Source organism: Streptomyces sp. NPDC007917, assembly GCF_042959105.1.
Taxonomy (GTDB): domain Bacteria; phylum Actinomycetota; class Actinomycetes; order Streptomycetales; family Streptomycetaceae; genus Streptomyces.
Genome location: NZ_JBIBKK010000046.1, coordinates 33,845 through 46,638, shown reverse-complemented (window position 1 = coordinate 46,638; position 12,794 = coordinate 33,845). Strand labels below are relative to the sequence as shown.

The following is a 12,794-nucleotide window of genomic DNA, read 5'->3' as shown; positions in this document are numbered from 1 at the left end:
CCACCCCCAACTGGACCACCTACCACCCCCCACACACCCACCACCACACCCCCCTCCCCACCCACCCCCTCAACCCCAAACACCACTGGATCGACACAGCCACCCCGCAGACAGCCGCGCCGCGTGCCACTCCCGGGCCGCATCCCCTGCTCGACAGCCTCCTGGTGCGGTCGATGGACCAGTGCGTCTTCCTCACCGAGTTCGCGGTGGACCGGCACTGGGTCCTGTCGGAGCACAAACTGCTCGGTGAGGCGATCGTGCCCGGCACGACGTATCTCGACATGGGCCGTGCCGCCGCGGAGACCCTGCTCGGGCGCCCGGCCACGGAGATTCGTGACGTCACCTTCCTCGTCCCGCTGCTGGTGCAGGAGGGAACGTCCCGCACGGTGCACACCACCGTGCGGGAAGCCGGTGACGGACTGGCCACGTTCACCGTGGCGAGCCACGACCCCCGGGACGACACGTGGACCCTGCACGTCCAGGGGACGGTGAGCGTCCTGCCGCAGCCGGAGAAACCGCGGCAGCGGGACGTGGCGGCACTGCGGGCGGAGTGTGCGCTGGACACCGTGGACACCGCGGCGCACCAGGCCGAGCACAGGACCATGGAGTTCGGCCACCGCTGGCAGGGGAGTCTGCGGACGGTCCGGGTGGGTGTGCGCCGCGCGCTCGGAGAGCTGGACCTCCCCGAGGAGTACGCGTCCGAGTGCCGCGACCACATCCTGCACCCCGCGCTGCTCGACCTGGCCACCGGATTCCACGGTTTCGCGGTCCTGCGGAGCGCCGACGACTCGCTCCGGGCACGCGAGGACCGCGGGTTCTTCCTGCCCGTCGGCTACGACTCGCTGCGCATCCACACCGCGCTGCCGCGGCGTGGGATCAGCTATGTCCGACCGCACGCGGACCACGGCGGCGACGGCGAGGTCCGCAAGACCGACGTGCTGATCTGCGACGAATCCGGGGCGGTGGCCGTCGAGATCACCGGATTCACCGTCAAGCGCGTCACCGACGCACGGCGCACCGTGGCCCAGCTGCGTCCGCACGCTCGCCACCACGCCCTTCGCTGGATCCAGGCGCCCGCGCCCACGGGGACGCCGGCCGCCATTCGCCGTGTGCTGCTGGTGGGAGAGGACAACGGCATGGCCGGGCAACTCGGAGAGGCCCTGCGCGCGCACGGCGTCGATGTCGCCGAGGCGACGCTCGACGAGTCCTGGTCGGCGATGGACGCCGGCCGCTACCGCGTGCCGCCCACGCCTGACGGGTTCGGCCGGCTGCTCGACGCGCTCAGCGGCCCGGTGTTCGACGAGGTGGTGCACGTCGCCGGGCCGGTGGACCCACGTCTCCACGACGAGCCGGCGATCCTCGACGCACAGCTGTCACGGGGCGTCCACAGCCTGTTCCACCTGCTCCAGTGCCTGTCCGGACGCGGCGCCATGCCGGACCGGCTCAGTGTCGTCGCCCCGTCCGTCGCCCGGGTGACGGGCCGTGAAAGAGCGGCGGAGGCCGTGCACGCCACGTTGTTCGGCCTCGCCAAGGTGGCGGCGCTGGAGAACGACGGGCTGGGCGTGCTCTGCGTCGACGTCTGCGGGGACACCGGCGCCGACGCCGTGTGCGCCGAACTCCTCGGCGTGCGCACCCCCGCGACCGTGGCCCTGCGCGACGGAGTACGCCATGTCGCCCAGCTGGTTCCTGTACAGCTGAAGAGGGATCCTCACATCCCGCACGTCCAAGCAGGCGATGTCTTCCTCATCACGGGCGGACTCGGTGGCCTCGGCCTGGCGGTCGCCCGTCACCTGAGCCGTACCGTCCCAGGGGTACGCCTGGCTCTGGTCGGCCGTACGGAAATGCCGCCCCAGGAGCGGTGGGACGAGGTCTGCGACCCCGCGCTGCGGCGACGGATCGGGATCCTGCGCGAGTTGGCCGGCAGCGGGGCGGAGGTGCGCACCTACAGCGCCGATGTCGTGGATCCGGCGCGGATGACGGAGATCGTCCGGCTCATCCGCAGCGAGCTGGGAGCGGTCGACTACGTGGTGCACGCGGCCGGCGTGGCGGGGGACGGTTTCCTCTTCCGCAAGGACCCCGAGACCTTCCGGCGCACCCTGGCACCCAAGGTACTCGGCGCCGCGGTGCTGGACCTCGTCACGCGCGACGCCCCGCCGAAGCTCATGGTGAATTTCGGTTCGACGGTCTCGGTCTTCGGAGCCCCGGGCCAAGGCGATTACACCGCGGCGAACAGCTACCTCGACCACTTCGCCGACGAGCGCTCGGCGCGTGGCCGCAGGACGGTGACGATCGGCTGGAGCGACTGGCTCGATGTCGGTATGGCCTTCGACCACGGAGTACCGCGGGACCAGGGCTTCTTCCGCTCTCTCCCCGTCGAGGAGGCGCTGAGCAGCTTCGAGGAGATCCTCGCCTCGTCGGGCCGGTCGGTCATCGTGGGCGAGATCAACTCTCCGCGGCTCGCCCGGGCCGACGGCCCCCTCGCCGCGTTGGTGGACCGCGGCCATGTCGTGCTGTCCGAGCCGATCCGCCGGGCCGCGGCATCCGCCCAGGACTCCACGGCACCCCCGGCGGACACCGCGCGCAGCGGCGACGATCCCGCTCGGCTCAGGCTCCTGGGCAAGAAGGAGGACACGTACACCGGGACCGAGCGAACGCTCGCCCACATCTGGGCCACGGAGCTGGGTCTGGCCGAACTGAACGTCCACGACAGTTCCTTCGCGCTCGGGGTCGATTCGCTGGCGGCGCTGCGGCTGGCGCAGCGGATCCAGAAGCTGATGCAGGTCCGGGTGTCGATGGCGGATCTCTACACGTACGAAACGGTCGCGGAGCTGGCCAAGCACCTTGACCGCGAAGGTGCCGGAGCCATGGACGGCTCCCTCTCTTGAGAAAGGCGGTACGGCGTGAGCGTGCGCACAGTAGGGGTGGTCGGGGCCGGGACCATCGGCCGGGGGGTCGCCCAGTCCTTCGCCGAGGCGGGCATGGAGGTGGTCCTCGTCGACGTGTCACACAGTCAGCTCGACAGCGCGGTGGCACAGATCCGGCGCGATCTGCTGGTCAACGAGATGCTCGGCGTGAGCACGCTCAAGGACGGCGCCGACTCCGTCCGGGAACGCATCCGCTGCGACACCGGTCTGACGGCCCTGGCCGACGTCGACTTCGTGGTGGAGAACGTCACCGAGAACTGGTCCGTGAAGCGCGAGGTGTACGAGGAGATCGACGCCCTGTGCCGTCCTGGAGTGATATTCGGGGTGAACACGTCAGCGGTTCCGATCACCCGAGTGGGATCGGTGACCCGACGTCCGTCCGAGGTCATCGGGCTGCATTTCATGAATCCGGTGCCCCTGATGGACACGGTCGAGGTCGTCAGGGGTCATTTCACCTCGAACGACACCCTGAGCACCGCCCTGGGGCTGCTGCGGGAACTCGGCAAGGAGGGCATCGTGGTCGGCGACGCCCCGGGCTTCGTGACCAACAGGGTGCTGATGCCGACCATCAACGAGGCGATCTTCTGCGTGCAGGACCAGGTCGCTTCGGCCGAGGACGTCGACAAGATGTTCAAGGGCTGCTTCGGCCACAAGATGGGTCCGCTGGAAACCGCTGACCTCATCGGCCTCGACACGATCCTGAACTCGATCACCGTCCTGTACGAGAGCTTCCGGGACACCAAGTACCGGCCGGCCCCGCTCCTGCTGCGGATGGTCGACGCCGGCCTGCTGGGGCGCAAGACAGGCCGCGGTTTCTACATCTACTGACATCACCCATCGCACAGGAGAGCCGAACATGACACATGACGACGCCCGACAGCGCATCCGGGAGTTCCTCGCTCCCCAGCTGGCAGGTCAGCCTCTCGCCGACAGCGACGACTTCTTCGCCCTGGGGTACGTCAACTCCCTCTTCGCCATGCAGCTCGCGCAGTTCCTGGAGAGGGACCTCGGACTGGCTCTGCGGCCCGAGGACATGGACTTCGACAACTTCCGCACGGTGGACGGCCTCGTCCGCCTCGTCACTGCGAAGACCGCCGTCTGAATCCCGTTCCGGCGGGCGTGGCTCTCCACCGCCCGTCACGCCCGCCGGCCTCGTTTCCCTCCCCCAGGCGAGGAGTACACACGTGACGCACACCCACATCGACCTGCACACCCCGCTGCCCGAAGCGCTGGCACCGGAGATCGAACGCCGCCTCTTCTTCGTGTCACCGGACATCACCGGCTTCGAACTCGTCCGCGAGGAGGGGGAGATACGTGGGGTGGCCCTCGTCACCAACGGCTCCCCCGCCCACGATGTGCTGACCGAGAAGGTCAACTTCGTGGTGGACAACGACGTACGCAAGCAGTGGGTGACACCGCCCAAGGCGATCTGGACGTCACCCCATCAGCGTTCCGTGCAGGAGGACGTGTTCGAGCAACTCGTGGCGGCGGGCGCGGTGAGCGAGGCGGGTGAGGGCCAGGTCGCCATGGGCGAGCCCTTGCTGTCCCTCCTGGCCTACTTCGACACCGCCGTGCGCGAGATCCTCGCGCAGGACTTCACCGCCCTGGAACAGCGGTACCCCACACTCATCAGCACCACGGCGCTTCAGACCTCCGGCTATTTCAAGGCCTTTCCGCAGCATCTGATGTTCGTCAGCCGACTGCGCAACGACATCGACGTCTACCGTGCCTTTCAGGCGACGTACGCCGACTCGGGCATCGACGCCGGCGTGCTGGGACACTGCGACAACGTGGACTACTGTCTGCCGCCCACGATGTGCTACCACACCTTCCACCAGTACAAGGGGCGCACCCTCGCCTCGGACAGGCTGCATGTCGTCACGGCCCGGGGCAAGTCCTTCCGTTTCGAGGCCGCCTACTCCACCACCATGGAACGGCTGTGGGACTTCACCATCCGGGAGATCGTGTTCATGGGGACGCGGGAGGAGGTCCTCGGCGCCCGCGAACGCTTCATGCGCAACATCTTCGCCTACGTCGAGTCTCTCGGCCTGAGCGGCTTCTGCGCCGTGGGCAACGACCCGTTCTTCTGCGGTACGGACACCTCCGGGCGCATCTGGTCACAACGCCTGCTGGAGCTGAAATACGAGCTGCAGTTGCCTGTCGCCGCCGACCGCACCATCGCCGTCGGATCCTTCAACTTCCACGACGACCTGTTCGGCGAGGCCTTCGGGATCGCACACGGTTCCGGCGGCATGATCAGGAGCGGTTGTGTCGGATTCGGGCTGGAGCGGCTCGTCTACGCCTTCTTGTGTCAGTACGGCGTAGCTCCCGAAGCCTGGCCGACCCCTGTCCGCGCCGGAACCGGACTGTAGGGCAGGCCTCGTGAACGACGCTGCACCCACCCGTCAGGTCCCGGACGACGCCCCCGCCGAGGCCGGTTCCGCCGTACCGGGGATCTCCTCGGGCCGTACCCCGCGCACACCGGAGGAGGAGCTGCTGTGCGCCATCTTCGCCCAGGTGCTCGGCGTCGACCGCGTCACGATCGACGACTCCTTCTTCCAACTGGGCGGTCACTCGCTGCTGGCGACCAGGCTGTCGGCCCGGGTGCGCACCGCGCTGGGCGTCGAGGTGTCGTTGCGCACCATATTCGAGTCGCCGACGGTCGCCTCCCTGGCCGGCCACCTCGCACAGGGCGAGGGAAACGGCAGGCCTCCCCTGCGGCGGATGCGGCGGCCACCGGAGATACCCCTCTCCCAGACCCAGCGCCGGCTGTGGTTCCTCAACCGCCTGCACGGCGCAGCCGCGAACTACAACATGCCCATGGCCCACCGCCTCCGGGGCGAGCTGAACGTGCCGGCGCTGCGGCGCGCGCTCGGCGACCTGGTCCACCGGCACGAGAGTCTGCGCACCGCCTACCCGGACTGGGACGGCCGCCCGCAGCAGGTCGTGCTCGAACCCGACGAGGCGCCGGTGGAGCTGCCGGCCCAGGTGGTCACCGCGGCCGAGCTGCCCGGAGCCCTCACCTCCGAGGCGGGCTATGCCTTCGACCTCACCTGCGAGACCGCGTTGCGCTCCCGGCTCTTCCGCCTGGCCGAGGACGACCACGTCCTGTTGCTGACGGTACATCACATCGCCTGTGACGGATGGTCGTTGGTGCCCCTCGCCCGGGACCTCGGGCTCGCCTACGCCGCCCGGTGCCGGGGCCAGCGGCCGGACTGGCCCGATCTGCCCGTGCAGTACGTCGACTACACGCTCTGGCAGGACGACCTCCTGGGCGATCCGGAGGATCCGAACAGCCTGCTGGACCGGCAAGGCCGATTCTGGCGGCGTGAGCTGGCCGGCATGCCGGACCGGCTGCGCATCGATGTGGCAGCACAGCGACCGGCCACCCCCACCCATCGGGGAGGCCGGACCGCCGAACGGATCCCGGCACAGACCCATCGCGCCCTCCAGAAGCTGGCCCGGGAGACCGGAACCAGCGTCTTCATGGCCGTCCAGGCCGCACTCGCGGCCGTGCTCACCCTCCGTGGAGCGGGCACCGACATCGCCATCGGCACCCCCACGGCCGGACGGGCCGATACCCAACTGGACGACCTGGTGGGCTTCTTCGTCAACACCCTCGTCCTGCGGACTCGGACGGACGGCGATCCCACGTTCCGGGAGATGCTCCGGCGCGTGCGCGGCACCGATCTGGCGGCCTTCGCCCATCAGGACATTCCGTTCGATCACATCATCCAGTTGCTCAATCCGGCCCGTTCCGCGGCCTGGCACCCGCTCATCCAGGTCATGCTCGCCTTCCAGAGCAACGACTCCTCCGAACTCCGCCTGCCCGGACTCGATGTGCGGCCCGAACCGGTCGAGGAGGGCATCACACGCTTCGACCTCCGTTTCGAACTCTTCGAGCAGGCCACGAGGGACGGGCAGCCGAAGGGGATCGATGTGAGCCTCACCTTCGCCCTGGACCTGTACACGCCGGAGCACGCGCAGCAACTGATGCGGGACTTCCTGGCGGTTCTCGACGCCGCCGCGACGCCGGACCTGCGCCTGAGCGAACTGGGCGGCCCCGCCCCGGCCTCCTGGGCCGCGGCCCGGGAGGCCGGGGCGGGGCCGGCCGTCACGCCGACGTCCGCGCCCGGCCACGCGCGGCAGGAACCCCGTGTGGCCTTCGTCTGCTCGCCCTACGGACAGCAGTGGGTCGGCATGGGGCGCACCCTGTTCCGCACCGAACCGGACTTCCGCGCCGCGCTTGAGGCGTGCGACGTGCTCCTCGCCCGCCACGCCGGATGGTCGCTGGTCAACGAGCTGTTCCTCGACGAGCCGGAGGCCAGGACCGGAGACGTCGGCGTCATGCAGCCCATTGTCTTCGCGATCCAGGTGGGCATCGCACGGTGGCTGGAGGCGGCGGGCGTGCGGCCCCACGCCGTGGCGGGTCACAGCGTCGGGGAGATCGCCGCCTGCGCCATCGCCGGCATTCTGGAGCTGCCCGACGCCGTTCGCGTCGTCCACCACTACAGCGACCAGCAGCGCCGGGTGGCGGGCTCCGACAGCGGTATGGCCGTGGTCGAACTCAGCGCCTCCGACCTCGCACGGCACCTCGACCGCTACGGCGGGAAGGTGTCCGTCGCGGGCATGAACGGGCCGCGGACGACGGTACTGGCCGGCGACAGGTCCACGCTCAAGACGCTCGTCGCCGAACTCCAGGCGCTGAATGTCCTGTCGGCCATGGTCCGCGTCGACCTTCCCGCGCACAGCGCGGCGATCGACCCGATCATGGCCGACATGGAACAAGCGATCGGAAGGATCACCCCCCGACAGGGCCGGATCGACATGGTCTCCTCGGTCACGGGAAGCGTGCTGGACTGGAGGCAGATCTCGGCCGGCTACTTCGCACGGAACCTACGGCAGCCCGTCCTCTTGGCGCAGGCCACCGAGCAGCTCCTGGCCGAGCACGACGTGCTGGTCGAGATCAGTGCCCACCCGGTTCTGGCCCCGGCCCTGCAGCAGACCGTGGACGAGGGCGGCAGGGCGGCCACCGTCCTCACGACGATGCGCCGCGGCGAGGACGACCGTCTCGGCCTGTTCGAGGCGCTTGACGCCCTGGAACGGATCGGGACGAAGGTCTCGCCTGCGGCTCGTCGCGGGGCCCGTTCGGCTCCGGCTTGAAAGGGCAGCCGCGTGAGGCCGGGCCGGCGGACCAACACGCCGGGATCGTCGATCGGCGGGGGCACTGGGTGCAGCGGCCTGGCGTTCGCGATGCCCTGGTGTGGTCGGTGTCCGTTGGAGAACTGCTCGAACTCGCATAGGGCGTGGAGTAGGTGTCGCTGGTTCCAGATCAATGTCCGGTCCAGGAGCTCGCGGCGACAGGTCTGTATCCAGCGCTCCATGATCGAGTTCATTCGTGGCATCTGGATGCCGCTGAGGACGACGTCGATCCCTGCGTCCTTGAGGACGGCATCGAACAGTTCGGGGAACTCCCCGTCCCTGTCCCTGATCATGAACCGTGCCCGGCAGCCGAGGTCCTCGAGGTCCATGACGAGGTTTTTCGCCGTTTGCACTACCCAGGAGGCGATCGGATGCGCGGTCGCGCCCAGGAGGCGGATCCGGCGACTGCCGTGCTCGATCACCACGAGCACGTACATTCGAACCCCCGACAAGGTGACTGTTTCCATGAAATCGCAGGCCAACAGAGCATCAGCCTGGAGCGCAGAAAACTGGCCCAGGTACTGGAGTTCCGCTCGGGCGCAGGATCGATGCCGGCCTCCTTCAGGATTTCCCAAACGGTGGACGCGGCCAGATACAGCCAACCCTCGCCGATGGGCAGGTATGTGATGTCCCCGACCAGCCGGGTGCCGGGGCGGGTGGCGGTGAAGTCCCGGCCGATCAGGTCGGGCGTCGGCCTCGCCTGCCGGTCGGGCCGGGTCAGCGACCGGCGTCTTCGGCGTGTGACACCGGTGATCCGGCGTTCGCGCATGATCCGCTCCACCCGCTTGCGGTTGACCGCCTGGCCCCGTCGCCGCAGTTCAGCGCGCACGGAACACCGTAGGCGCCCTTCGAGGCCAGGTGGATCGCGGACCACGCCCAGGACACGGCACAGCAGGGCCACCGGGTAGACAGCCTTCTTCGCCGGCGATCAACTGGTAGACCTCGCTCACCGGTCGCTGTCCTTGGCGAAGAAGGCCGCAGCTTCTTCAAGATCTCGATCGTCTTCTGCTGCTCGGCGTTCTGCCGGCGCGGCCGCGTGAGCTCCTCACGCTCGGCGCTGGTCACCTCACCCGCCCCGGCCCGAAGAACCTGGTCATTGACCCCGAAGACCTCGGCTGCCGGGCACGGTGCATCAACCGAGACACCTCCTCCACGCCCTGCGCGAGTTCGAGCAGTTTCGCGTCTCGGTCATGCAGGCCTTCGAATCACGCGTCGTGCTTGATGTCACCGTAGAGTTCGACCTCGGAGAGGTCTCCGTACCAGCTTGTGGCGTTGTAGATCCGCAGGTACCGGTAGTGGTCTCCGCCCGAGGTGGACTGGTCGCTCCAGGCGTTTGCGACGGCCCCGGTGAGCGGCTTGGTGAGGTCGGTCCAGGTCTGGGCATCGTTCGACCCCTGCACGACAGTGCCGTTGGCCCGCTGCGGGTGGCTGGCCCGAGGCAGGAGCAGAACCTCCTCGGGCCGTACGGTCGCGTGCGCGCCGAAGTCGATGACGTAGTACGCGCCTGCTCCGCTGTTCAGGTCGCTGTACGTGGCGGCGTCGCGGTCGAAGAGCAGGTAGCCGACCTCGTCGGCGCCCTTTCCGTTGCCCGGCCACTGTTTGTCGGAGGCGGTGACGGTGGCCAGCTTGGCCACATCGATGAAGTGCGCGGGATCGCCTGCGATATAGAGCTTCGATCCGTCTGTGGTGCCGTAGGCGGTCAGCCCGGCCTTGCCGTCGGCGTCGAGGTAGTCGACCGCGACCTGGATGTCGCCCGATGCCACGTTGTCGAGTTTGACCGCTGCGGTCCAGTTGACGCCGTCCTCCGAGTTCGCCTTCGCCGTCACACCTTGGACGGTGATGGTGACCTGTTGGATCGGCTTCTTCGCGGTGACCGAAACGTCGACGGTGTCGCCCGTCATGATCTTGCCCGCAATGGCCTGGCGTGAGGCGATCGAGGTTGCCTTGACCAGGTTGCCGATCTCGTGCCGTTCGCCGTAGATGTGGAACTCGGTCATCTCGAACACGTTGCGGACGATGCCGTAGAGCACATCGGGCAGCTGTTTGAGCATCTGGACCTTGAGGTAGCGGAATTGCGCGTCGCGCAGAGCCGGGTCGACGTCGAGCGTGTTGAAGTCCTGGGTGAACTTGGTCACGCCCGGGGTCAGCCGGGTCCAGTTCTTGCCGTCGTTCGAGCCGTAGACGGTGGAGTTCGCGAGCCGGTCGGCGAAGATGTTGCTCTGGAATCCAAAGCGGGTCGCCGAGACCCGGAAGTCGGGCCCGAAGTCGAAGGTGTGGGAGAGATTGACCGCCTGGGGGTACGAGGTCCCCGACTGGTTGTCGCCGTCGACGAGGTTGCCGACGTTGGCCCCGGCCGTGGAGGTGGCCACGAGCGAGGGGTAGTCGAGGCTGCCGTCCACGGCCGTGTGCGGGGAGACGAGGGTGAGGCCGTCGACCGCCGTCACGAGGTGGGCCAGCGCCGCGAGGTACTTGTCGTCCGTTCCCTTCGTTCGCAAGGCCTCGGCGGCGGTAAGCGCCTGGTCGTAGGCGGTCTGAGTCTCTGAGACGTACTCGGCGTCGGCGTCGTGGCCCATCTGGGCGAGCCTGAGCGCGTCGGAGCGGTTGCGGGCGGCGCCGAGTACGACGTGGTGGCTCGCCACCGTGGTGCCGTCGGAGACTGTCACGCTGATGGTGGTGGAGCCGGCTGCGGCGGGCTTCCAGGTCAGTTGGCCGGTGGAGGCGTCGAGGGTCGCCCCGGCGGGCAGTCCCTTGGCCGTGTAGGCGAGGTTTCCGGTGCCCTTGTAGTGCGCGGAGAGGTCGGCGGTGGCGGTCGCGCCCTTCCAGTCGACGATGCGGGCGGTGGAGGTGTCGTCGAAGGTCGGGGGTGTCAGTTCGGCGGCGGCGTTGGTGTTGATGTGATCGATGTCGATGGCCCCGTTGCCGGTGGCCTTGATGAACAGGATGTCGCCGATGGAGCGGGGGTACATGACGTACCGCCATTTGCCGCCGGTGTCCGGCACGAGGATCGTGCGGTCGTCGTGGCGGTCGAGGCGCAGCCGGACCTCGCCGTCGGTGCGGACCCGGAAGGCGAGGAGCTGGTTCTTACTCGAGCCGCTGAGGTAGGCGATCTCGGAGCCGTGGCCCGCGGTCGACATCCGCACGTAGCCGGTGTCGCCGTCGGTTCCCTGCTCGACGTCGCCGGACAGGCGGGTGTACTTGTTCTCGACCTCGAGGACGGTCGGGCTGTCAGGCAGCGGCGGGACGGTTTGCCCGGCCGCCGAGGCGGGCGCGAAGAGCCAGGAGTCGCCGCCGCCGTCCACGTTGTCCCATGCGTTGCTGAGGCTGCCGCCGTAGTAGAAGAGGGGGCCGTTGCGCTTGGCGTACGCCTCGGCGAAGTACGGCGCGAGTTTCTTGACGTCCTCGCCGCGGGTGAACGCGTAGTAGTAGTAGATGTCCCAGAAGCTCGCGGTGTTGTAGCGCCCGCGGTAGGCGTACGAGATGTGGTTGTAGGTGTCGCGGATGGTGCCGTCAGGCGAAATGGCGTAGGCCATCGGAGTCCACGGGGTGTCATGGCCGAGCATGTATCGCCAGAAGTAGTCGGCGGCGGCGAGGATCCGGTTGTCGAGGAACTCGTAGGGACCGACTGCGTTCGAAGCCTTGGAGATGGTGCCGTCGACGGGGTCGACCTTCGTCTGCTGCGCCAGGAGCATGCGGGAGATGATCGCCGCGTTGGTGAGGTCGCCGCCGCCGTGGGCCTGGTCGCGTCCCATCTCGGCGTGCTGGACGTGCGGGTTCTTGATCGGCTTGCCGGTGGCGTCGTTGGTGTCGACCCATCGGAACAGCCGCGCGATCGAGCCGTTGAAGCCCTGGTCCTTCGCGGTGGCGTTGACGGTGAACCATTCGACCGACCGCTTGTAGAGGGCGGTGTCGTCCATGAAGATGGCTCCGGCCATCGCGCCCATCAGCGGGTAGCTGTGCTGGTTCATGAAGTGGTTGTTGTCGTTCTGGAAGGTCTTGATGACCGGGACGACAAGGTTGTCGGTGAACGCCCGCGTGTCCGCATCGGTCCAGGGGTACGCCTCGTCGGCGCACGAGGTGTAGCGCAGCAGCTCGGCGGCGGAGACCATGCGGTTGAGGGGGATGCCGGTGTGGATGTGCGAGTCGGTGAAGTACTCGTACTTGGCGGGGTCCATCTGCTCCCAGATGCGAATGATGTCGAGAGCGTTCTTGCGGTAGACCTCCTCACCGGTGAGCACGTAGAGGATCGCCTGCGTGTAGGACTTGAGGCCGTCGGCGATGAAGCGGCCGTTGAAGCCCTGGCTGTTGAACGCGTCGGAGGCGGGCTTGGTCGGGTCGGCGCTGCTCCGGTTCGACGACGTCACGCCGGTCCCGGCCGCTGACGACCGCTGCATCGCGTGGAAGGACGAGGTCCAGGGTTCGGCGCCCGCGGCGATCTGCCGGCGGGCATTCTCCAGGGTCGGCTTTGTCAGGCCGACTCCGGGGTGGGAAAATCCCTGCGCGCTGACGGTGGACTTGAACGTCACGGCACACGTGCCGAGATCCTGCGCGGCGGCCGGCCGGCCTACCGTGAAGAGGAGTCCGGTGATGAGCAGGAGCGTTGTGGCGAACGCGCCGAGTCGTCGGACACGAGCGCCTGCGGCGGCTGGAGTCGGATTCACAAGAAGCACC

General features: G+C 68.4%; 6 protein-coding genes and 1 pseudogene. 5 read left to right on the top strand and 2 right to left on the bottom strand.

Annotation, left to right across the window (positions count from 1 at the left end; all coding sequences use genetic code 11):
• The 5 genes from ACFZDL_RS45765 to ACFZDL_RS45745 all read left to right on the top strand — a co-directional run.
• On the top strand, positions 1-2,885 hold a 2,885-nt coding region (locus ACFZDL_RS45765; protein WP_353596728.1), incomplete at its 5' end, for an SDR family NAD(P)-dependent oxidoreductase.
• A 15-nt stretch (positions 2,886-2,900) separates the two neighbouring features.
• A complete protein-coding gene (locus tag ACFZDL_RS45760; protein ID WP_353596727.1) occupies positions 2,901-3,752 on the top strand; it encodes a 3-hydroxyacyl-CoA dehydrogenase NAD-binding domain-containing protein in 852 nt (283 codons plus the stop codon).
• A 28-nt stretch (positions 3,753-3,780) separates the two neighbouring features.
• Positions 3,781-4,026, top strand: a complete 246-nt coding sequence (locus ACFZDL_RS45755) for an acyl carrier protein (protein ID WP_353596726.1) — start codon at positions 3,781-3,783, stop codon at positions 4,024-4,026.
• Positions 4,027-4,108: 82 nt separating this feature from the next.
• Positions 4,109-5,296, top strand: a complete 1,188-nt coding sequence (locus ACFZDL_RS45750) for a hypothetical protein (RefSeq protein WP_353596725.1) — start codon at positions 4,109-4,111, stop codon at positions 5,294-5,296.
• Positions 5,297-5,306: 10 nt separating this feature from the next.
• Entirely contained in the window at positions 5,307-8,087 is a 2,781-nt protein-coding gene (locus ACFZDL_RS45745; protein ID WP_353596724.1) for a condensation domain-containing protein, read from the top strand.
• A gap of 625 nt (positions 8,088-8,712) precedes the next feature.
• On the opposite strand, the pseudogene ACFZDL_RS45740 reads toward ACFZDL_RS45745, so the two are convergent.
• Positions 8,713-9,038: pseudogene (locus ACFZDL_RS45740) on the bottom strand (IS3 family transposase); the annotation flags it as partial.
• Between the two features lie 293 nt (positions 9,039-9,331).
• Positions 9,332-12,784: a putative Ig domain-containing protein gene (locus ACFZDL_RS45735; RefSeq protein WP_353596723.1), complete on the bottom strand. Its 3,453-nt coding sequence runs from the start codon at positions 12,782-12,784 to the stop codon at positions 9,332-9,334.
• Positions 12,785-12,794 lie beyond the last annotated feature (10 nt).

What these genes read in the sequence shown, in the direction of transcription:
- ACFZDL_RS45755 (WP_353596726.1), top strand. Translation starts at nt 3,781, where the DNA reads ATGACACATGACGACGCCCGACAGCGCATCCGGGAGTTCCTCGCTCCC.